Source organism: Cytobacillus firmus, from assembly GCF_023657595.1.
Classification (GTDB): domain Bacteria; phylum Bacillota; class Bacilli; order Bacillales; family Cytobacillaceae; genus Cytobacillus; species Cytobacillus firmus_B.
Genome location: NZ_CP098323.1, coordinates 4,493,500 through 4,516,583, shown reverse-complemented (window position 1 = coordinate 4,516,583; position 23,084 = coordinate 4,493,500). Strand labels below are relative to the sequence as shown.

At 38.9% G+C, this 23,084-nt stretch carries 14 protein-coding genes; 5 read left to right on the top strand and 9 right to left on the bottom strand.

Features of this window, described 5'->3' with window-relative positions; all coding sequences use genetic code 11:
- The first annotated feature begins 27 nt into the window (after positions 1-27).
- Positions 28-1,680 (top strand): DUF4127 family protein, encoded by a 1,653-nt coding sequence (locus NAF01_RS22735; RefSeq protein WP_250801214.1) that lies wholly within the window; start codon positions 28-30, stop codon positions 1,678-1,680.
- A 278-nt stretch (positions 1,681-1,958) separates the two neighbouring features.
- Entirely contained in the window at positions 1,959-2,684 is a 726-nt protein-coding gene (locus tag NAF01_RS22730; RefSeq protein ID WP_250801213.1) for a hypothetical protein, read from the top strand.
- Between the two features lie 337 nt (positions 2,685-3,021).
- Here the strand turns inward: NAF01_RS22730 and NAF01_RS22725 are convergent, their stop codons facing one another.
- On the bottom strand, positions 3,022-3,555 hold the full coding sequence (locus NAF01_RS22725) for a hypothetical protein (protein WP_250801212.1): 534 nt from the start codon (positions 3,553-3,555) through the stop codon (positions 3,022-3,024).
- A 233-nt stretch (positions 3,556-3,788) separates the two neighbouring features.
- On the opposite strand from NAF01_RS22725, the gene NAF01_RS22720 reads away from it, so the two are divergent.
- The gene (locus NAF01_RS22720) at positions 3,789-6,239 is read left to right on the top strand and encodes a cell wall-binding repeat-containing protein (RefSeq protein ID WP_250801211.1); all 2,451 of its coding nucleotides are present in this window, start codon (positions 3,789-3,791) and stop codon (positions 6,237-6,239) included.
- A 451-nt stretch (positions 6,240-6,690) separates the two neighbouring features.
- Here the strand turns inward: NAF01_RS22720 and NAF01_RS22715 are convergent, their stop codons facing one another.
- The 4 genes from NAF01_RS22715 to NAF01_RS22700 all read right to left on the bottom strand — a co-directional run bounded on the left by NAF01_RS22715 (position 6,691) and on the right by NAF01_RS22700 (position 12,402).
- Positions 6,691-8,049, bottom strand: coding sequence for an IS1182 family transposase (locus NAF01_RS22715; protein ID WP_163140644.1), 1,359 nt, complete (start codon positions 8,047-8,049; stop codon positions 6,691-6,693).
- Positions 8,050-8,447: 398 nt separating this feature from the next.
- Positions 8,448-9,377 carry a polyisoprenyl-teichoic acid--peptidoglycan teichoic acid transferase TagU gene (gene tagU / locus NAF01_RS22710; protein WP_250801210.1) on the bottom strand — a complete coding sequence of 310 codons (930 nt, stop codon included), beginning with the start codon at positions 9,375-9,377 and terminating at the stop codon, positions 8,448-8,450.
- A gap of 390 nt (positions 9,378-9,767) precedes the next feature.
- Complete coding sequence (locus tag NAF01_RS22705) at positions 9,768-11,585, bottom strand: cell wall-binding repeat-containing protein (RefSeq protein ID WP_250801209.1); 1,818 nt, start codon at positions 11,583-11,585, stop codon at positions 9,768-9,770.
- Positions 11,586-11,673: 88 nt separating this feature from the next.
- Positions 11,674-12,402 carry a PIG-L deacetylase family protein gene (locus NAF01_RS22700; RefSeq protein ID WP_250801208.1) on the bottom strand — a complete coding sequence of 243 codons (729 nt, stop codon included), beginning with the start codon at positions 12,400-12,402 and terminating at the stop codon, positions 11,674-11,676.
- A gap of 83 nt (positions 12,403-12,485) precedes the next feature.
- Here NAF01_RS22700 and NAF01_RS22695 point away from each other — a divergent pair, with 83 nt between their 5' ends.
- Both NAF01_RS22695 and NAF01_RS22690 read left to right on the top strand, forming a co-directional pair.
- The gene (locus NAF01_RS22695; protein WP_250801207.1) at positions 12,486-13,598 is read left to right on the top strand and encodes a heparan-alpha-glucosaminide N-acetyltransferase domain-containing protein; all 1,113 of its coding nucleotides are present in this window, start codon (positions 12,486-12,488) and stop codon (positions 13,596-13,598) included.
- Between the two features lie 233 nt (positions 13,599-13,831).
- On the top strand, positions 13,832-18,469 hold the full coding sequence (locus NAF01_RS22690) for a cell wall-binding repeat-containing protein (protein WP_250801206.1): 4,638 nt from the start codon (positions 13,832-13,834) through the stop codon (positions 18,467-18,469).
- Positions 18,470-18,516: 47 nt separating this feature from the next.
- Here the strand turns inward: NAF01_RS22690 and NAF01_RS22685 are convergent, their stop codons facing one another.
- The 4 genes from NAF01_RS22685 to NAF01_RS22670 all read right to left on the bottom strand — a co-directional run bounded on the left by NAF01_RS22685 (position 18,517) and on the right by NAF01_RS22670 (position 23,065).
- Entirely contained in the window at positions 18,517-19,767 is a 1,251-nt protein-coding gene (locus tag NAF01_RS22685; RefSeq protein ID WP_250801205.1) for an O-antigen ligase family protein, read from the bottom strand.
- Positions 19,768-19,778: 11 nt separating this feature from the next.
- Positions 19,779-20,927 (bottom strand): glycosyltransferase, encoded by a 1,149-nt coding sequence (locus NAF01_RS22680; protein ID WP_250801204.1) that lies wholly within the window; start codon positions 20,925-20,927, stop codon positions 19,779-19,781.
- The gene (locus tag NAF01_RS22675) at positions 20,924-22,243 is read right to left on the bottom strand and encodes a flippase (protein ID WP_250801203.1); all 1,320 of its coding nucleotides are present in this window, start codon (positions 22,241-22,243) and stop codon (positions 20,924-20,926) included. The genes NAF01_RS22680 and NAF01_RS22675 overlap by 4 nt, the downstream gene beginning before the upstream one ends.
- Positions 22,244-22,327: 84 nt before the next feature.
- On the bottom strand, positions 22,328-23,065 hold the full coding sequence (locus tag NAF01_RS22670; protein WP_250801202.1) for a Wzz/FepE/Etk N-terminal domain-containing protein: 738 nt from the start codon (positions 23,063-23,065) through the stop codon (positions 22,328-22,330).
- Positions 23,066-23,084 lie beyond the last annotated feature (19 nt).

Genomic DNA, 23,084 nt, shown 5'->3' with positions numbered 1-23,084 from the left:
TTATTGGATTATAAAGGAGGAGAAGGCGTGAATAGATGGAAAGCTTTGTTTTCAGCATGTATGGCTGTTCTGTTGTTATTTGTTAATTTAGGTGAAATGGAGGCTGCAGACAAGAAGGATGGTTTAGCTAAGATTCTCATGGTTCCATTGGATGACCGACCCGCAAATCTCTATTTTCCGCAGCAAGTTGGAAAAGCTGCGGGTGTTGAAGTGATAACTCCGCCAAACGATATGATTGGTTTTTACACAGAGCCTGGAAATGGCAAAGAAATCAGCAAGTGGTTATTGGATAATGCTGAAGAAGCAGATGGGTTTGTGATTTCTGCAAGTATGCTGGCGTATGGGGGATTAATTGCTTCCCGTACTGGAGTGAAATCCGAGGAAGAGGCACTTTCTGATATACAGGTAATTAAAAAACTCAAAGAGCTTTATCCTGAAAAGCCTGTATACGTTTATGACACCATTCAGCGGCTTGCCGTAACAGCAATAAGCGAGGAATATTTGAAATACTACGACCAAATCAGAAGATGGGCAATTTTATATGATCAGGTCATTAACTTAGGAATGGAAGAATATCGAGCTGAATTTGAGAAATTAGAATCCGAAATACCGGAATCTGTGCTGCAGGATTATCTAAATGCGAGAGCAAGAAACCATTCTATTAATAAACTGTTAATTGATTGGGTTAACAACGGTTCAATTGATTATTTGATTCTTGCCCAGGATGATGCCGCTCCTCATGGCCTTCACCGCGCCGAAAGAGAGATTCTAGTTGAAAAGGTAACAGAATACGGTTTGGAGGATCAAGTTTCCGTATTCCCTGGAGCCGATGAAGTTGATGTGGTATTAGTATCTAGATTCGTAACTCAGCTGTTTAATACAGAACCATTATTTTATATTGAGTACGGCGGCATTCACGGAAAGGACTGGATTGCACCATTTGAGGATACAACCTTCGACTATAATGTAATCAAGCATATTACCGCTTCAGGCGGCAAGATTGCCGAAGATGAAAAGGCTGCTGATATCCACCTGTTATTGAATACTCCTTCAAGTGATAAAAATAATAGAACTATAGATGTCGAAAAAATGGTAAATAGAACGAGTGACCTTATTAAAGCAGGAAAGCAGGTTGCAATCGGGGATGTAATTGAGGTTAATCGGGCGGATGCTCTGCTTATTAGCCAACTAACTGAGAAAATCGATTTAACTAAACTTCTTGCCTATAGCGGCTGGAATACTGCTGGCAATACAATTGGCATTACAATTGGTCATGCTGCTGCCCGTACTGCATTTCTTGAACAAACTTCAGGATTTGGTGTACCACTTTATGAAGACACCGCAGAAGCACATTATGAATTCCTTCTTCATCGATTCTCAAAAGATCACAGTTATAAAAACATTGTTCATCCTGCAGCAAGGGCCTATATCTCCAGTATTGGCGCAAGTGAATGGGGCTTAGGTGAAGATTACGACTTAGTTAATCAATTTGTTCATGATCAATTAAACTTAGAAACACAAAAATGGTTCGAGCATTTCGAAGGGAAACACGTTTATATTGGAAAAAGAGGGAACAAGAAATTTTATAGGACGATCAATTCTTTAGAAAGTGTCCATGTTAAGCTTCCTTGGCCGAGGATTTTTGAAGCGGAGCTGGAGCCGGAAGTAAATCTTAAATAATTTTTTGATAACCTAATAACAATTTAAGAAAGGAGCAGGCTAATCTGCTCCTTTTGTATTTCTTTTATAAAAAGTCGAATCAGTATGACATTATTTCCCGAAAAATAATATATATGATCGAAATATGGAAGAAACCAACCTAAATAGATTTTTTCATTTCTGAAAAAGGTGTGGGTAAGCCTTTGTAACACAAATGAAATAAAATTGGAAAATATTGAAACTTATTTCATCTTTAAACGTCTAACTAATATAGATCCAATGGGAAAGGTGTGGAGGAGATGAAAGGGAAAATTCCGTTAATAATCCTTACTGCGGTGTCATTATCTACAGTGGGTGCATTTTATTATGGAGGTGCACCTAAAGAAACGAATGCAAATGAGAAAGAGCTGGTATCTAATGAACTTCCACAATCACAGAAGTACGCTGAGTATAAAGATGGTGACACAGAAAAATTTATGGAATCCAAAGAAATTCCTCCTGCAAACAAGGTAGTAACAAAAGGAAGTGAAGCAACAGAAAAATTGGAGGAGACTGGAGAAGTTGTTCAATCGAGTGAAAACAAAGAAAGAATAACTGAAAAAAACAAAGATGCCAATGATGAAACCCAGGAAAATGAAGAGGAACAGGTGGCAACAATTAAATATGGCGATCTCATTTATGTGGAAACCATTGATGTTAGTGAGAATAATAGATTAAAACATATTAGGAATGTTGCAGCCAAATATGGTTCAAAGCTATACGTTGTGCAGGACACTGATCTTTATGCAATGTTTAAAAATGGGGAAATGATCTATACCAGCAGTACTGGCTATGCCTCTGCTTCTTCTGGCTATTCGGAATTGCTTAAAGGAGTGTTTACAGGAGAGGGGTTCGTATATGAAGGCATGACTGAAAATATAGATTTTGTAAAAAAAACAGGGGCAAAGGTTAGTGTTGAATTTACGCGACACAAAGCGTATACAATTGATCAAAAAGAGGATGGATGGATTACGGTTAGCTGGTAAAATAATAAACAAAAGTCTTTATATTTTGATATAGCAAGTTTTCTATTAAACTGCAACTAACATTTAATCAAACGTTTGATTAAATTAAAAGAGTGATTTAACTCATTGTATATAGATATAAAGAGGCCGGTTAGAAAAAAACTTGTTTCTTCCATAATAGCCCATTTAGACTCTTCATTGGATGAGTCTAAGTGGACTATAGCAAAATTAGAATCGTTAAGGGTGAGAAGAACACCATTTATGTTTATCTTAATCAGGAATTAGTAAAAAGCATCATGAAAAATGGGAAACACTATATTCATCAAAAATCATTTTATATATTTCATTCTCCAACCTTTTATTTTAATTCAAAGGTAATTTCTTGTGGTTCTGCAATTGTGTTATTCTCTTTATCGGTAACTTTGCCAGTTATTAATTTTATCGTTTTTACTTTCAGTGGTTCCGGTTCCACTATAAAGCCAATTCTTGATTCATCCCTTTCTTTACTGTCAAATTCTCCTCCATTATTTTTACCCCTAAACTCGATATCAGCCGCTATTTTTTCTTCATCTGTGTTTAATATGACCTTATCTATAGGAGCGTAGAATCTAAGATCGTCTTCTGAGGTGTTCTCCACCGAATAATCAATGAGCATGTAGTTATAATTTTTACTGCCAAACCCTTCGGACTGGGATGAGCCGTATGGATATTCATCAGTAACTTTCATATTTATTATCTTTATATTATTAATAGTAAGAGAAATTTGATTTAGATTGATTGTTTTATTTGCTTCTTTTAAAACAAGGAGTTCACCTATCATCCCATTGTATTCGATTATTTGTCCAACAGTCTTAAGAGTAGTCTTATCGTCTTTATCACTTTTTTCATCCAATGTGTCTAAAGGTTCCTGTATATTTTCCTTTGGCTCAGTAGCTCTGTTGGTTTCAAATAAATTAATCTGTTTTCCAGCAAAATATGTGATTCCCAGAAATAGTTGGCAACAGTCAGGTAGATAGTATTAGTCCTTTAGCAGAATTAAAATCCTTAAGTTATTTACGTTTAGATGGAAATGAAATTTCCGACCTCACACCATTAAGTGGGTTAAGCAACTTGACGTCCTTATCTTTGAACGGAAATAACATTACGGAGTTGACGCCTTTAAAAAATTTAAATGGTTTAAATTCCATTGGGTTAAGCGGTAACAACATTTCTGATATAGATGTATTGGCAAGTTTGAATTATCTTCAAGTACTGGAGTTAAGCCATAATTCATTAACAGATATAAGCCCTTTGAAAAATTTGACCTGGTTAAAAACACTTTATCTGGAGAACGCAGGGATCACGGACCTTACTCCATTAAGTGAAATGTCTGATTTGGAGCAGCTTAGGCTGGAAAACAACGCTATATCTGACCTGACCCCTTTATCAGCCCTTACTGAATTAACCGATTTAAGTTTGGCACATAATAGGATAAGTGATATCAATCCCTTGTATAACCTCGGTAATTTAGACTTTTTGGATATATCATTCAATCAGGTTATTAACTACAGCCCCTTCTCTGGGATAAGGAATCTTTATATAAATAATAATTTCATTGCCGGCAAGAGAGATCAATATAAGTTCGTTATTCCTTCAAATTATCAATCGATTGTGCTAGGCGAGAAGCAAATGGAAGTACCTTATAACTGGTATTTTAACAATGAAATCATGTACGAATGGGACGATTATATTAGGAACCTGGTAACTATAGAATCAAAAAATAACAATGTGTCTGCTTCAGTTTTGGAACCTTCAGCAGGTACTAATGGAAAGATAATATTGAAAGGTAACTTAAATGGGGTTGATGAGGTTACACTTAAATTTGCAAACCCAGACTTAAATAAGACCATTAAAATAAATGAAATTGATTTAGTTCGTCCGGCTGCTCCAAAAGTTAATATGGTGGCTGATTTTTCAGAGACAGTATCGGGAAAAGCTGAGCCATATGTAAGTATAACTGCCAAGGTTAACGGAAGAGCCTGGGACATGGATACGAGTGCGGATCAGGACGGAAACTTTTCTTTATGGATTACTCCTCAAAAGGCAGGGACGGAGATAGAACTGACGGCCATAGACCGGGCAGGAAATACTAGTGATACAGTAAAAGTAATCGTTGTTGATGAAACTGCACCTGCTGCTCCTATTGTAGAGAAAGTAACCGTGGACTCAATCTCAATTAAAGGCAAGGCAGAAATAGAGTCTGAGATAACTGTTAAAATAGGAAGCCAAGATTGGAAAGGAACGGCTGATGCTAATGGGGATTTCTCCATTGATATACCAACTCAAAAAGCAGGAACATTCATTGAAGTAACTGCAAAAGACACTGCAGGCAATGTGAGCTCAGCTGCTAAAGTCATTGTAGTTGATGAGATGCCACCTGCACCACCAGCGGTAAATGGAGTAACTGATTTGCAAACCCAAATTACAGGTACTGCTGAACCGAATGCCACTGTCATTGCGAAGGTATCTGGCAATGAAATTGGAAGAACAGAAGCTAATGCACGCGGCCATTTTGTTATGGAGATTGAAAATCAGCAAGCTGGAAGCTATATTCAAATACTCGCGATAGACGCTGCAGGTAATTCAAGCGATATTTCGGAGATCGAGGTTACTGATGTAAAACCTCAAATTCAGAAGCTAGTTGGAAAAACAAGATATACAACCGCAGTGGAAATCTCTAAAGTCGGCTGGGATAAATCTGATACAGTCTTTTTAGTAAATGGTTGGGCTATTGCCGATGGATTAACGGCTACACCATTAGCATCAGCTAAGGACGCTCCTATTCTGTTAACAACCAAAAATGCTCTGCCGGAAGAGACACTTGCTGAAATAGAGCGGCTTCAAGTAAAGAATATTGTATTCATAGGGGGATCGGGTGTTATTTCAGATCAACTAAAGAGCAGTCTATCTTCTAAAGGATATCAGGTCACGCGAATTGGCGGGAAAACTAGATATGAAACGTCACTTCTTATCGCACAGGAGCTTGATAAACTAATCGATGTCCAAACTGTATATATGGCATATGGCTACGGAGAACCAGATGCTTTATCCATTGCGGCTCAATCTGGTCAAACTAAACAGCCAATTATTCTTTCAGACAAAAATGCTGTGCCTTCAAAGACCTTTTCATGGTTAAAAGGTGAAGGGCTGGATACTTCTTATTTCATTGGTGGGAAAGGTGTTATATCCCCAGCCATCATGAATGAAATGAATCAAATTACAAGTAAGAACGTATTAAATAATAGGTTAAGCGGTGTCAACCGCCAGGAGACAAATGCTAAAGTCATTGAGACATTTTATAATCAGTCTGAAATGCCAACGATTATGGTGGCTCATTCAAATACAGCGAAACTAGTGGATGCCTTAGCGGCAGGGCCGCTGGCAGCAAAGTTTAATGTTCCTGTATTATTAGTTTCCAGTACTCTAACTGATTCACAGATCAGCACCTTGGAAGCTAAACAATCTGCAGATGTTCACCAAGTTGGCGGAGGAATTGGAGAACCTGTGTTAAAGCAAGTAGTTGATTTAATGAATTAGCATTGGAGGGGATTAATGATTGTCGAGCAATCAGTTAGTCTCTTTTTCCAAGCATTTGGCATCATTTATTTAAATAAGATGCCGCAGAACTTCGATATTCTAGACTTCAATCAAACGTTTGATTGAAAAAATTATTTAATTGATAGATCTATAAAATGGTAACAATATATATAATATTACCATTTATTATGTTATACTTTCTTGGAATTATTTAGGAGGAAGTAGTGTGGAAGGTAAAAAAAGTAAATGTAATTTTCTTAGGGTTATTTTATGGGGAACATTATTTTTAATAGAGATAATAAATTATAAAATACGAAATAAAGTAAAACCATCTCTGAAATGAGATGGTTTCAGTTTGTAGACAAAAAGGGTTCGGATTAGTCTCATTCCGAACCCTTTTTTGATTTTTTATGGTTTTTTAAGCAATTACAGACCTCTCCGAGGTTATCATTTAGGCCATTTCTGGACCTTGCCAAGTCCAGTTGGCCATTTTCTTCAAATTCATGGCAGCGAAAGTAAGCATCGCCTGCATCGACAATTTTTTAAGTCCCCTGAGGGTTGTCCAACGCATGCCATGCTTTTCTTTTGCATCTGCGAATACTCGTTCAATTGTTTCTTTGCGTTTTTCATAGATCGATTTGACGTCTCGATGATGGCGAAGATGATCTGCTTCTTCCACATGCTCCTCCCACACATGACGTTGAATCAGTTTTTGATGTGCTTGACTCTGTGTGCATTGAGACAAGAAAGAGCATCCAGCACAAATTCGAGGATCTGATTTATATTGGCGATACCCTTCCTTTGTAGTTGTTGTATATTTTAATATCTCACCATCCGGGCAAATGTAACAGTCAAAATGCTCATCATAAACATACTCATGTTTTCTGAAGAAACCCTCTTTTGTGCGAGGTCGTGTGTAAGGTAAGGCAGGAGTGATGTCGTTTTTCAATAAGTAGCTCGTGATGGCAGGTGTTTTATAGGCTGCATCTGCCGCAACAGCTTTTGGTTTACTAACTTTATCAATGACCTGTTCTACTAATGGCTCTAGAATATGACTATCATGCGTGTTACCAGGAGTTACAATTGTCCCAAGAACAAAGCCGTTGCGGTCTGCGGCCGCATGGAAAGAATAGGCGAACTGTTTGGTACGCTCATCTTTTACATAGTAACCACTCTCTGGGTCCGTTGTACTTTCCTTGATTTCTTTGTATTCTTCCTTATCAAACTTATCTGGTGGAAACGGCTTTTTTCCATGATCCTCACGGTCTTGGTTAATCTCCTCTTGAAGGCGTTCTTGATAGGCACGGGTTTCTTTTCGAACCACTTTCTTTTCAAATTTGCGTTTATTTGCACTCGCTTTTACATGCGTAGAATCTACAAAAACGTGTTCGACACTAATTAAATTCTTTTCAGCTGCGGTTTTTAAGATTCGATAAAATATTTGTTCAAAGAGATCGGTGTCTTTAAATCGACGCTCATAATTTTTACCGAAAGTTGAGAAGTGAGGAACTTTATCGTGAAAGCCATAACCTAAAAACCATCGATAAGCCATATTCGTTTTCAATTCTTCAATGGTTTGACGCATGGAGCGAATACCGAAGGTATACTGAATGAATGTGAGTTTAATTAATATTACAGGGTCAATACTTGGGCGCCCTTTTTCTGAATACTTATCTTTTACCAAGTCATAGATGAATGAGAAATTAATCGCTGCTTCAATTTTGCGAACCAAATGGTCCGCTGGTACAAGTTCGTCTAAAGCAACCATTTCAATTTGATCCCGTTGAATTGGATTATGTTTTGAAAGCATTTAAATCACCTCAAGCATTGTATTACTTCTATTTTAAAACAAAAAAGACTGCAGACAAGCACGATTTTCACCGAGTTTGTCGACAGTCTGAAACCATCTCTGAAATGAGATGGTTTATTTAAATATTCTTAGAAACTCTGGATAATAAACTGTGAGCAAGATGGCTAACCCTAAGAATAGGACTATTCCAAAGTTTAGAATATAGAGGATCTTAATCCCTAAATCGTAACGTTCTTTATTATATTTTCTTTTAGTCACTTTAACCGACTCCAGATAGTCCCTTTTAAAATATATACAAAAATGGGAATGAAATAGTTTCAAGATTATCTTATGGTTATCAATTGTTTTATTACTATTTATAAAAATCCTCTTTCACTTTTAGTGAAAGAGGATTCTCTTTAATTAAGCTCTAAATGAGTTTTTAATTCGTTTTGAACGCGCTGTTTTTCCTCATCCGGAACCATTAAGTAATAGACTTTGTCAATTTTTGTTCCTGAACCTTTAAGAGACATTTGTTCAACTGATTTGGCGGCAGCCCGATAGTTTTTCTGAATGCCCACCATTTCATTGAATTTCATATTGGTTTTAATATTATTGCCGAGAGCTGAAAATATTTCATCATAGTTTGTTAAAGAAGATAAGCTTGCACCTTCTTTAAGCACACCTTGGATCACCTCACGCTGCCGAAGCTGGCGGCCAAAGTCACCCCTAGGGTCGTCATATCTCATTCTGGAGAACTTTAATGCTTTTTCTCCATTTAAAGTTAATTGTCCTTTTGTAAAATGAACACCTTCATAAGTGAAATCTAAATCATTATTTACTGTTACTCCGCCAACGGCATCAACAATATCCTTAAAGCCTTCCATGTTTATTTGCATATAGTAATCAATTGGAATATCAAGGAAGTTTTCCACAGTATTCATGGACATCTCAACACCGCCGAATGCATAGGCATGGTTAATCTTATCGTCAAAACCTTTTCCAATAATTTCTGTCCTTGTATCACGCGGAATACTAAGCATTTTTACTGAGTTTTGGTTTGGATTCACAGTAAGAACAATCATGGAATCTGACCGTCCGCGGTCTCCCTCGCGCTCATCGACACCAAGCATCAATACAGAGAAAGGTTCCTTCTTCTCCAGCGTAATTTGCTCTGTACGCTTTTCGGACTTCTCTCTTTCTATCGGTTCATGCATTGTTTCTACTGCACTTGTTAATGATTTATATACGGTATATCCATATACTCCTGTGCCGATTAATATTAACAAAACCAAGATACCGGTCACACGGAGCCAGGTTCGTTTCTTCTTTTTATTCTCTGACCTCATTGTTGCTTCCCTCCACATAAATTGACAAAAAGTTACATCATAGATAATAGAATAACAGAATTGACTTCATTTTGATACTGAAATTTTAATTCGTAATGGGAAATTCTTAGGAGCATAGTCTTAGTAAGTTTCCTCTATATTTTATAGACGAGGAGAAGCAGCTTTTGGTTGCAAAAAAGCTAGGTTTTTACTGGGATGAAGAATCCCGATTGTGCACTCTGCAAATAGAATACAAAAACCTGCAAATAGGACTAGGATTTTTGCAAATAGAATGCCAACACCTGCAAATAGAACCAGAATGTTTACAAATAGATAAAACAAATCTGCAAATAAGAGGGACATATCCAAAAAGAATCATAGAAAAAGAGATGGGAAGTGCCCCATCTCTAACTAATTTATTAATTTTCCAAGTTCGTTCTCCACACCAACCACTGATTTACCGCCAAGGAATCGGAAATGATCATAATTCTGTTCAAGAATTGTCGCTTTGATCGGGTCATCAATGGATGTTGGCCTTGTTAATAAGAGGTGTGAGTTATTTTTGGCAGCCAATACTGCTCCAGTAAGGGCATCTGCAAAGTTATAGCCTGTAGCTACATAAGCTTGTTCGTTGCCTAGCTTCAGTTTCTTTACTATGTCGGCGTTTGTTTCAAAACGGTCTTTTCCCCTGAAGCGTTCGACACTTTTTAGTCCTGATATAGCATTCTCGCTTATAACTCCAAACCCGCCTGAAACAAGTGTCTTGTTAAAGCCTTTTAAGATCGTGGCAGTTGCAGCTGGAATTTGATTCTTTTCAGTTAATAGAATCGGGTAGCCATTTCGGGCAGCATAAGGGGCAATAGTCAGGGCATCAGGAAAATTGCGTCCATTTGCCAAAACTGCCTTATCTCCTTTATTCGGTAAATGCATAGCAATTTCATTAGCCGTTTCAAATCTGGTTTTACCGCCGAGACGGTTAATTTCTATTATGCCGAGACTCTTAAGTTCTTTAGCTACAGTATCACTGATTGCACCAGTTCCTCCAAGCAGATAAGCAACTTTTGGCTTCAGCCTTTCAATCTCAGCTTTTGTTGGATCCGGTAAGCTATTAACCTTAGTTAATAGCATGGGTGCATCCAGCTGATAGGCCAGCGGAGTACCGGCTAGTGCATCAGGAAAATCTTCTCCATAGGCAAGCACTACTGTGTCTGCACCATCCTTCCATCCTTCCTGTGAGATGGAAACCGCTGTATCATAACGGGTTTTTCCGTATAATCTTTTGCCAAGATGCTTGAGGTCACTCGAGGCGGTATAAGCCGTTCTGCCATCCTGCATCTCTACCTTATACCACACGTATTGCCGGAACCGCATCTTGTCATCCGCCAATCCATATTGGTTGGATTGATCATATACAAATGATTTATCCAGAACTCTAACAGCTTCTCTTTCACCTGAGGGAAGCTTCTTCAAAGATTTGGATAAGCTGGAGGGAGCCTCACGGAAGTTTGCGCTATCTGCAGAAAGCAGGATATCATGTTGTGTAAATTTATGCTCTGTTTTATGAAGCAGATGCACAGGGATTTCATAATTAGGTTTAGTAAAGCTTAATAGGTGATCCGGTGCACCGCTATACGTAAAGTCCTCAGGCTTAAAGTCAAATGGGATCGGGTGAATATCCATTCCAATATAAAAGGAATCATTCATTAACTTAAAGAACTTCTCCTGATAAGCATCTTCATTTCTGCTTCCATCTGTAGTTAATTTCAATGGGCTATTTTCTTCGACTCTGCCGTTATAAGCTAGAATAGCAAAATACCAGCTTTCCAGAATATCACGGTCATTATGATTTAAGGTCGGCAGTTTGCCATCAACGCCGCGGAATTTTTCATCTAGCTTTTGCAAGCCGGCATCAATATTGTATTTGATGTCAGTCTTTAATAACTCCTCATCAAATCTGGGGTCATTTGTTACCTGCATAATGCCGATTCCGCCATCAGGCGCCACATAAGGTTTACCGTCCTTGAATTGGTTCCAGCCGCTTTCCTGATATGCTAACGATTTAACAATCTCTGGCGGGATATTGTGTGCCAGTGCAGCATCAGTTAATAGCTTGTTCGTTTCATGGTATGTGGGAATATCGTAACTTTCCTCAGCTAAACTATTAGCTGGGCCAAATGATCCCAAAAACAGACTAAGTACTAGAAAAATTGGTAGTGCTTTTTTAATCATTCTCCTCCGCCTTTCAATAATCTCTCTATAAAAGCCTAACATTCTTTAAAAGACAAAATCTACTAAAACCTTACAATTTTCCCCTTTTTTATTGATGCCATCTGCTTTCCAGGTATTTAATCGCATTCTCAAAGTAGTCTGTTACAGAGATTTGCCCAATCTGAAACTTGCCTTTCTCAGGGGCCCATTCGCCATAAGCATTTAAAGCGTTTTGGTACTTCTCCGCATGTTCCTCACTTATTTCATCTTTGCCCGTAAAGGATAAATTACCGAATTCCTGAATGGGGATGTGGTAATAACCTTCCTTTTTAATTGTCCCTTCTTTTTGCAGGGCTTTTAAAGCCTTGCCTGTTGATGCGTGGTCTGGATGGGGGTCATGGTAAGTCATCACATGATGGATGGCTCCAGGGTAGTCTTTTTCCATATCAATCATGATTTCTTTTACCATATCAGGTGTGAAGGAAGCATCCGGCAAATCGTAAATATGGATGTTTTCAGGTTTCACGCCCATGGTCTCTACGGATTTTTTAAACTCCTTAATCCTGGCCTCGCCAAATTCATCCGGAGATATGTTATCATAGCCCTCTTCCTGAAGCTTTGTGTTCACCTTATGATAGGCGCTGCTGGCCAGGCCCTTGGACAGCAATATAACTATGACATTTTTATCTTCTTCAACTGCCTTTATAATTGAACCTCCCATGCTTAATACTTCATCATCTGCATGGGGAGAATAAAATATAACTGTTTCTTTTTTAAACAAGAAATAGCCGCCAATAAATAATGCTATGATTAAAAATAAACCTATCAACCGTTTCAAGAAAAGTCCTCTTTTCTGCGTTTTTTTCCAAGAAGTATTATATCATATAACAGTAATGACATTTGCTAGAAAGGATATTGTATATGGAACGTGCATTAAAAGAAACACCGAAGAAAAGAAGATTTCGCTCCCTTGATATAACAAGGGGATTGATTGTATTGCTGTCTGTGTTTTTATTTCATATCCCGGCGGGAGGGTACGAGTATCTCCGTCATGCCAGGTGGTATGATATTACAATCATGGACTATATATTGCCTGGATTTATAACAGTTTTCGGAGTAGGGATGGCTTTTGCCTATCATCGCGGTGTGAATTGGAGCAAGCTTATTAAGAGAACCATCCGGCTAATCATCTATGGACTGATCTTTAATATGATTGTCGATTGGAAAGTTGATTTATCTACTATACGCATTACAGGGGTGCTTCAATTATATGGAGTTCTTGGACTGCTAGCAGTTATTATCTCCACCCTCGTAAAATCTTGGCGACTGCTTATCCCGGTTGTGGCTTTCATCCTGCTTATTCATGGATATATTCTATTTTCATTTAGCCAAAGCTGTACGGACGGGCTTCTGCAGCCGGATTGCAATCCTTCAGGGATAATTGATGTTGCTGTATTCGGAGCTGAACATTTGTATCATCAGGGAACAATGGGCTATGATCCCGAAGGTTTTATGACGGTAATAGGGGCTCTATCGAATGTGCTCCTGGGTATGATAGCCGGAAGAATTTTATTGGAAAAGCGGGATAAAGGGGCCTGGAAAGAATTAATTCTTTTTGGTGCTGCCGTATTGCTTCTTTCTTATGCAGCTTCAAATTTCTTGCCCTTTAATAAAAAAATCTGGACTCCTTCATTTGCGATGCTAACTGCCGGAACTGTCATAACTGTATTTGCCTTTATTCATCTTGTATTTGATCAGCTGAAAAAAACGAATAAAGGAATTTTAACATGGTATATTGAAGCGTTTGGCCGAAATAGCTTCCTCATTTATTTTGGCAAGTTTATCGTTTATTCATTCCTGGCACGGATAATGATCAAATCCGGAGGGGAAGAAGTGTCATTTTCGGCCTGGCTGTTAAGTAAAATTGACCTAGTCACCCAATATCCGCAGCTGGCCTATGCCGGCGTAATGCTTTTAGCCTGGTCTGCTGCTGCTATAATTCTCCACTTGAAAAAATGGTATGTGAAGGCTTGATATTAAGGAAAAAGGAGGCCAATTTCCATTAGGTCTCCTTTTTTATGAGGATATTAATATGAGCAATATTTAGAACTATCTAAATATTGATTGACTATCAATCTAGCAATTTGTAAAATATAACTATAAATACCAATTTGTTAAAGGAGGCAGCTCTTTTCTTAGTAATATTTTACTAAGGTAATAGTACATAGCTTTCTTATAATCTATGAGATAATGGGGGAAGAAAAAAGTTGAAAAAACAAACTAGAAAAAAGGCCGGTAAGATAGCTTCATATGCCCTTACTTCTGCATTAGTTCTATCTAGCTTCAGCTACACAGCTTCTGCAACTACCAAAAGTTCAAATGACTTCTACGACCAAAAAATCAGCCAAATAAAAGAAATGAAAGCAGAGACATTAAAGAAAACAGAACTTAAAGATAAGACTCTTAAATCTGAATTAAAAGCTTCAGATAAAGTTCGTGTAATTGTTGAGCTTGACGGAAAGACACCTTTAGAGACTGCAACAGATGAAGGCAAGCTGTACAAGGAATTATCAGAATCAACTAAAAAATCACTTACTTCAAAGGTGTTAAAGCAGCAAAGTTCAGTGAAAAGTGCGATTAAGTCAAAGGGCGTTAAATTTGAATATCTAAAAAACTTCTCTACTGCTTTTAATGGATTCAGCGGTGAAGTGAAATTCGGTGAAGTCGCTAAAATCGAAGGTTTATCTGGTGTTAAAGCAGTTTATTTAGCCAATGCTTACAACCGACCGGAAGTAGAGCCTAACATGAAGACCAGCCACAGTTTTATCCAATCAGCTTCCACTTGGGGAGATGCTGGATATAAAGGGGAAGGCATGATTGTTTCTGTAATTGACACGGGTGTTGACCCTTCCCACAAGGATTTTCAGAGTATTGATAAAACCAATGCTGATCTGGAAAAGAGCGAAGTAGATGCTCTTGTTAAAGAAGACGGCCTAAAAGGTAAATATTATTCAGATAAAGTGCCTTATGGCTATAACTACTATGACGGCAATGATACCATTTTAGACCTAGGACCTGCTGCCTCCATGCATGGTATGCACGTAGCCGGTACAGTAGCAGCAAATGGAGATGAAAAAACTGGAGGCATTAAGGGTGTCGCTCCAGAAGCACAGGTTCTTGGCATGAAAGTATTCAGTAACGATCCGAATTATCCGTCCACTTGGTCTGATGTTTATTTAGCAGCCATTGATGATTCTATTAAACTCGGTGCAGATGTATTAAATATGAGCTTAGGATCAACAGCTGCCTTTTATGAGGAAAATGGCGCTGAAGATGTTGCGATTACAAGAGCTGTAGAAAACGGAATTGTAGCAGCCGTTTCTGCGGGTAACTCTGCACATCTGGGCAGCGGCTGGGATGCACCATACGCTAAAAACCCGGATATTGGGGTTGTTGGATCACCAGGGTTAAATCCGGATACACTGCAGGTTGCTGCTTCAGGTAACGTTGCATACTTGTACCAGCATCAGGCAACAGTAGGCGGAAAGACATTTACAGGCTATGGAGTGGATGATTGGTCCAGTCTGGCTGCTTCCGGTTTAGAGCTTGTAAGCTTATCACAGGCAAATGGTGTCACAGAAGAAAGCGGAAAGGCTTGTAAGGTTTGCGGAAACCCTTCTGATTACGAAGGTGTCGATGTAAAAGGCAAGATTGTCGTTGTTAAGCGCGGAAGTCTATCATTCTTCGATAAAACAGTAAACGCTGCAGAAGCAGGCGCAGCAGGAATCATTGTATATGATTCTGGAGCAGGAACATTCTATGAAAACCAGGGCGGCTGGAATGTGCCGTTTATGATGATTTCAGCTGGCGATGGGGAAGAATTGGAAAAAGTGATTGCGAATGGCGATGCAACTGCTTCTGTTACCCAAACAAGCAAAAAAGAAGATCCGGTAATGGGCCGTATGACTGACTTCACTTCATGGGGTGTTACGCCTGATTTGAGATTGAAGCCGGAAATCACAGCTCCTGGCGGAAATATTTACTCTACAGTAAATGATGATAAATATACGGTAATGAGCGGAACTTCCATGGCAGCTCCTCATGTTGCCGGCGGATCTGCGTTGGTTCAGCAATTCCTGCAAGAGGATGACAGATTCTCTGATCTGGATTTTGAACAGCGCACTCGATTGGCTAAAGTTCTTTTGGTAAATACTGCGAAAACTATTGATGATGTTCATGGCCAGCCTTTCTCCCCTCGCCGTCAGGGTGCAGGCATGATGCAGACCTTCAGTGCAGTATCATCACCAGCCATATTAACTGATCAGTCAACAGGGGAAGCGAAAGTAGAACTTTTTGACTTTAAAGAAACTAAATTTGAACTGCCTTTAGCGGTTACCAATATTTCTGAATCAGAAGAAGTTACTTATAACGTAAAAACACGTGTACTAGCTGATACAATTCAGCAGGTTGAAGGCGAAGAAGACCGCAATGCCCTAATTGCCGGTGACCTTACTGGTGTTGAAGTAGAAGGTCCTGAGACAGTGACAGTAGCTCCAGGTGAAACTGTAGAGTTCACAGTCACAGTTGATATCTCTAAAGCGAAACTTCCAGGGTTAGATAAAGATGGAAAGCCTATTTCCCTTTACCTTAAAGAAGATATCTTTGTAGAAGGATTTGTGCATTTGGAAGATGCCAAGAAGGATAGTGCCAATCCAACACTGACTGTACCTTACCTTGGATTCTATGGTGAGTGGGATCGCCCTGAAATCTTCGATGGCTTTAAGACTCTGGGGGAAAACAGATTCTATGATGCATTCCCTACAGATATGCTTGTCGAAAATGGTGACTACTTCGCGGAAATGTTAAAAGTAGATGGTAAGGATGTATACGCATTTTCACCGAATGGCGATGGCAATCTTGACGATATCAACGCTCTTCCGGCTATGCTGCGTAATGCCAAGGAATTGCAGACAAATATCCTTGATAAAGATGGCAAGCAGGTAGCAAGAGTAAATCTTGAATCAAATGTCAGAAAGAATTGGTTTGATTCCGGCGATACAAATCCTTATGACTTCAACCCAGAACGCGCCTGGGATGGAAAAGTCAAAGGAAAAGAGGCGGAAGATGGTTTATATTACTATGAGTTAAAAGGAAAAGTTCATTACGAGGGTGCTGAATGGCAAACCAAGAAAGTGCCTGTATACGTAGATAATACAGCTCCTAAGCTTGAGGCTGAATATGATGCTGAAAGCAAAACAGTAAGCTGGGAAGCTTCTGATGCAGGTGTTGGTATTTCGGCTTATGCTGTGTTTGTAAATGGAGTGAAAGTAGCTGATGCAGCTGCAGATAAAACAAGTGTTGTTCTTGATTCCATTCCTGAAAAAGCTGTTGTGGAAGTAGCTGCTGTCGATAAGGTGTATAATGTGTCCTTTGATGAAGTAGCTGTAGGAGATTCTGGACTTCCGATTATTGATGTCTCTACAGATGAGCTTGTTCCATTTGGACAATACAATACTCGTTCGATTACATTCTCTGGACTGGTACATGAAGATATCGCCCTTAAGTCACTAACTGTAAATGGCAAGGATGTTTCATTCAAGCAAAACGACAAAGGGGAGTATGAATTTACTGCAACTGTTACGTTTGAACAGGATGGAAAATATGATGTCCAAATCGTAGCAAAAGACGTTTCCGGAAAAGAGTTTTCATTTGCCCGTAAGATCATGATTGATACAACCAGTCCTGTGTTAAGCACGGATGCTCCTAGATTTGTTGATAAAGAAGTTGACGAAGTTACATTCAATGTTGATATTGAAGATAACTTTAATGCCTTCACATTATTATTAGATGGTGAAAAGGTATTCGTACAGCAGATGGAAGAATTGGCTGAGCCTGATACGGCCACAGCGGAAGTTACTGTACCTGTAAAAGAAGGGGATAACTCCTTCACATTAACTCTGGTAGATGGTGCTGGAAATACAACTGAACAGGTAGTAGACATTTACCGCAATGAAGACGCAGAGCGTGTAAATCGCCTATCTGGTTCTGACCGTTATGTAACTGCAGTCGAAATCAGCAAGAAGGGCTGGACTGAGGCAGATACTGTCGTCTTGGCACGCGGTGATAACTATGCCGATGCTCTTGCAGGTATTCCGTTAGCTAAGAAAAATGATGCTCCATTACTATTAACAAAACCGAATAGTCTTTCGGATGCAACAAAGGCTGAAATTGAGCGCCTAGGTGCTAAGAATGTAATCATTCTTGGAGGTAAAGGTGCTGTAAGTGATGCCATTGCTCAGAATTTAGAAGATGCAGGTTTGAATGTGGAGCGCTTATCCGGTAAAGACCGATTTGCAACAGCTGCAGCCATTGCACATGAAGTAGCTCCTGATGGGGCAGAAGAAGTTGTTGTAGTTAGAGGCAAGGACTTCCCGGATGCTCTTTCTGCTGCTGCCTATGCGGCTTCAAATGGAATGCCGATTCTATTAACTGAAATGTATAGCCTTCCATCCGTAACAAGCACTGCGATCAGAGATTTAGGTGCTTCCAAGTCACTGGTAATTGGCGGAACTGGAGTTGTATCTTTCTCAGTAGCAAGTGAATTGCCTAACCCTTACCGTATTGGCGGGAAGACTCGTTATGAAACTTCTTTAAATGTTGCCAAGCATTTTGATAACGGTGCTTATGAGTACTATGTAGCAACTGGAAAGCAATTTGCTGATGCTCTTGCTGGTGCCGCTTTAGCTGCTAAGAATGATACAGGCATTTTGTTAACTGATGCTAGCTTGCCGGCAGAGACAGAAGCTTTCCTTGCTGAAGAATCCGTGGAAAAAGTAACGGTTCTTGGTGGAAAAGGTGCTGTAAGCGAGACTGTATTCACTAAGTTGAAAAATCTATTTAAGTAATCGAAAAAAAGAAGGCTGACTCAAATGAGTCAGCCTTCTTATCTTACTTAAGAGATATCAAGGTTGCGTTCCCTTCTTAAATATTCTCTTTTTTGAACAATATATCCAAGGGTAACGCCATACAGCAGCCACATTGGCCAGAAGTAAAACAAGCTGCTTGGCCCCAGGCATGCTATCGCAAAGCCAATGAAGCTTAAGAAAAGAGTCAAAGCCAGTTTGTTTTTCTTTTTGTCAGACCAGTAAATCAAATATAACTGGATTAAGATATAGCCAAAGAATACGCAATAACCTGCAAAAATGAAGAGGCCATAGTTAGTGAGGATCTCTAGCCACCAGTTATGGGGATTTGTAAATCCAAGAGTATTAAAATAAATATGATGCTGGAAGTTTCCTGGACCTACTCCTAACATAAAGGACTTAAAAGAAGCATACAGGCCGCTTAAGTATAAATTCATCCGAATAAATCCAGATCCCTGGCCGGCTTTTATCCCTTCAAATAATGAGGCATTTGCAAGGTAATAAAAGATGCCGGCTGCTGCAAGTAATAGGAGCGGGCTGAATAGCAAAAATAGACGGGTGCCATGTTTAATCAGGTTCTTAAATGATAGTAGTGCAAATAGCAGTACTTGCAGGACAATCGCCATTACACTCAATCGAGCATCATTTAAATACGTAATTAAAAAAATGGCTATAATCATACCGGCATTTACTAATTTGAATAATATCGGCTTTTTTAGCAATCCCGCTAAATAGAATGGAACGATCATGACTAAGTATAAAGCAAAGTCATTTTCATTATAAAAGAAGCCTGTAGCCCGACTCGCTGTGGCATCCGTAAATCTTTCTGCTTCAATGACGAAACGGGAGGTAGGCAAATGGATATTAAATTTAAACTCCAAAACAGAGATCAGGACCAATACAAAGCCGCTAATCCAAAATGTTTTCGTTATCAAGCTGCTCTTAAGTTGCTGCAGTAAAAATATCAAAACAATAATTAACAATAAAAAGACGGCAAAGTAATAAAGCTCTTTAATTGCTGTCCCTTTATTACTTGTCCAGATTAGCGAAAGGGCGCCATAGTAAAACCAAATTCCCAAAAATGCCAGCGGAAATTTAATATGCTCAGTAATCAAGGGATTTCTCTTAAGAAAAATTTGATCAAGCATAATGATGAATAGCACACCGATAACCAGCCTTAATAGTGTTATTCGTAAGGGGCCAATGGGAACATTAAAGAAAAACGAGTCTATAAAAATGAGAGCAAATACAACTATATAAGCTGTGGCTTTCCAATTCATGATGAGTACCTCTAAACCAGAGTTTGATATATTCTTAAAATTTGTTCCGTAATCACTTCTTCACTGAATCTTGCCGAACAATCTTCGCGTATTTCTTTTGAGTCAAAATCTGAGTAGTTATGGCAGACCTTTTCCATCGCTTGGCGGAGCTTTTCTTCGTTATCAACAGGAACAATAATTCCGTTCTTTTCATTAACGATTGAACGGGGACCTCCCGAGTCTGTTGAAATCACCGGTTTTCCGCAGGCCAGGGCCTCAATTAGCACAACCCCGAAGGTTTCAAATTTACTGGCAAGTACAAAAGCGTCACACGCATTCATCTGCTGTATTACTTCTTCCCGATTTATGGCACCCAGAAATATGACTTGCTTATCAACACCCAATGTTTTGGCCAGGTTCATTAATTCTTCTTTTTGGGCGCCGTCTCCACCGATAAACAGCTCCGCTTCCTGATCTTTGAAGCCGCCGGCAAAACTTCTGATCAGCAGGTCCATCCCTTTATTTGGCGTTAATAAAGCCAGCGAGAAAAACCTGAACTTATTCGTTTGGCGGGCCCCAACAAGCTCAGCATTCTGAAAACTTTTGAAATCTACTATGTTGGGGATTTCAATAATTTCTTTGTCAGTATAATGTGCCAGCGCCTTTTTTAAACTTGGCCCTACTGATATAATTCTGTCTGTTTGCTTCAGCGTTTTAGTGATTTCTTTCTCTTCATATGGCTTAAGCAGGCCTCTAACTAGTTTGCTCGAATGCTCGGTAACAACCAGAGGAATCTTTTCTTCTGCCGCTATTTTTGCTGCTGCCCATCCTCCCCAAAGACATGAGTGAGCATGGATAATATCTGGCTTACCTTCTGCTTTAACCAATTGGCTGTACAGCGTTTTTAATCTTAAATAATAGATGTACCCTGTAGCATAAGGAACTCTGGCAGGGAAGGGATTATATCCTCTGTAGCGGTACGTTTTTATGCCATCCTCATTCTCGACTCTGATCCCTTTTTTCCAATTGGCATTATAGGAACGCATAGTCTTGATTTCGGGATAGATAACAGTAACGTCACATCCGCTTTTTTGGATAGCTTTTGCCTGCTCCTTGAAGAATATGCCTAAAATCGGATTTTCTTTAATAGGGTACCATGAAGGGATAATTAAGACTTTCATGATCTTTTTACCGCCTTATTGATTAGTCGTTTAAAAAGGATAAGATCCTCTTTTTGCAATAGAACCATCTTTGCATAAGAAACGCCAGTTTCCCTTTTGAATAGAATCATTTTTACCAGTGTACTTAAACTGTATGTAACTGAGGTACTTACAGCTGCTCCAGCTATACCAATTTTAGGAATGAGCAGGATATTTAAAATAATATTAGAAGCCACTGTGAAAATAGAAGTGTACATATTCAGCTCAGGCTTTCCTCTGCCTGCCAGATCATTGGAAAGTATTCGATCAACAGAGAATAAGATAATTCCGGGCAATAGCATTTTTAATATATCGGAACTGTCTGCATACGCCTCTCCAAATAACAATCTGAAAATGAGATCGCTGGCAAAGTAAAAAACGATACCGGCTATTATAGAAAAGAATAAAACATTTCTGCTTATTACGCTTGTTAATTTATTTTTACTATCAACATCACTTGAAGAAGAGATGACTGGGTATAAAACCGAAGAAATGGATTGAGAAACAATCCATAATCTTTCTGCAATACTTACAGCCACTCCGTATAAGCCAACCGCCGCTGGATTCAGGAACATTGAAATTAGGTAGATATCAGCTCTGTAATTGATGAATGACAATACATTGCTGAAGTGGGCTTTAAAGCCGAATGAGAAAGATTCCTTAAAATAGGCTTTAGAAAAGCTCCCTGAAAACAAATTGGTTTTTAGATTTTTATTCAGCAGGATGAGCGTTACTATAAATTGCGTTACAACCCCTGCTATAAAAGCAATGACTGTTCCGACAAGACCGATCCTGAGCACAAATATAAATAAAACCAGAGTAATCAATGCGGCCAGCTGCCTTAATAGGGCCAGTGAATTAAAGGATTTAAAATCCTGGACTCCCTGAAAAATAACCAGATAAAAATCATTAAGCATTAGCAGCGGCATGATCAGCAGAATGAAGTAAAGGTAATTTGGCGGCACCCCTTCAAAGAACTTATCAGAAAAAAACATAACTCCTATAAGTCCAATAATAACGGCTGCAAGACTTAAAACAGCTCCTGAAGCAGTGTTCGTTTTGATAATATCTTTAATGTCATATTTCTTTTGTCCAACGTAATACACACTGGAGGTACCTACACCCAAATTAAGCAGGGTCATAAGGGTAGTAGGAAGCAGGACAATCAGCTGGTACAACCCGTTTCCTTCAGGGCCCAATGATCTTGCAATAATAATGGAAGCCAAAAGGCCAAGTAAAATCCCGGAGATTTGCCTGCTTAATGTCATGATCGTATTTTTAACAAATGAATTGCTCATATAAACACCTTCTGTTTTTTTAACCGGCAAAACCCTTAAAACACCAGTGGCATCAAGGATTTTAAGGGTTTCATTATGATATAACTATTTTCGCTCTGATAACGCGCGTCGAGCGTTGATGATGTATTTCCACAGTACTAGAAGGACCAGCATTAGTTGGAAGCCAAAGGCACCTGCAAGTATCGTATTTCTAAGTAGGTTATTGGATGTTTGGGTTGTTGTTACTTCATTATTATAGATCGGCGGTTCCGCTGAAGACAAAAGATCTTTGGCTTCAAGAAGGTCTGCTTTATACTCAGAATCCATTTTACTGATCAATACTGCAGTATAATTGAAAAGCTTGTCTTCATCCGAAGTTTCTAGAAGTTGATTATATTTTGAAACAGCCTCTTCCGTTTGATTTACTACTTTTACAAGGGCATTTACATAATCTTTCAAGGATCCATACTGGTCATTAAATTCTATCATCAGATCCTTCTCATATTGTTCGGCCAATTTTTTCATAGCAGATTCAACCGTTTCCTTATCATTTCCACTTAAAGTAAACGTAATCTGGAAAGGGTCAGCTTGGACATTTAGGGTGTTCTGCAGTGCATTTGGAAGCTCCTTTTTATACTTGGCTATAATCAAATCTGGTTTTGATAATTCATCATTATTTGCGTTTCCTGTAAATACCAGGGCAGTCGAAGTATACACTGTCTCCTTCGTATAACTAAACCCCGCACCAATCACCATGCACAAAATAGTAAAGCCAATCAGCAAAAGCTTCTTTTTCCAAATAAACTTGATATAGTCGTAAACCGGATATTTTATTTTCTCCATGTAATAATTCTCCTTAAAA

What these genes read in the sequence shown, in the direction of transcription:
- NAF01_RS22730 (WP_250801213.1), top strand. Translation starts at nt 1,959, where the DNA reads ATGAAAGGGAAAATTCCGTTAATAATCCTTACTGCGGTGTCATTATCT.
- NAF01_RS22715 (WP_163140644.1), bottom strand. Translation starts at nt 8,049, where the DNA reads ATGCTTTCAAAACATAATCCAATTCAACGGGATCAAATTGAAATGGTT.
- tagU (WP_250801210.1), bottom strand. Translation starts at nt 9,377, where the DNA reads ATGAGGTCAGAGAATAAAAAGAAGAAACGAACCTGGCTCCGTGTGACC.
- NAF01_RS22705 (WP_250801209.1), bottom strand. Translation starts at nt 11,585, where the DNA reads ATGATTAAAAAAGCACTACCAATTTTTCTAGTACTTAGTCTGTTTTTG.
- NAF01_RS22695 (WP_250801207.1), top strand. Translation starts at nt 12,486, where the DNA reads ATGGAACGTGCATTAAAAGAAACACCGAAGAAAAGAAGATTTCGCTCC.
- NAF01_RS22685 (WP_250801205.1), bottom strand. Translation starts at nt 19,767, where the DNA reads ATGAATTGGAAAGCCACAGCTTATATAGTTGTATTTGCTCTCATTTTT.
- NAF01_RS22680 (WP_250801204.1), bottom strand. Translation starts at nt 20,927, where the DNA reads ATGAAAGTCTTAATTATCCCTTCATGGTACCCTATTAAAGAAAATCCG.
- NAF01_RS22675 (WP_250801203.1), bottom strand. Translation starts at nt 22,243, where the DNA reads ATGAGCAATTCATTTGTTAAAAATACGATCATGACATTAAGCAGGCAA.
- NAF01_RS22670 (WP_250801202.1), bottom strand. Translation starts at nt 23,065, where the DNA reads ATGGAGAAAATAAAATATCCGGTTTACGACTATATCAAGTTTATTTGG.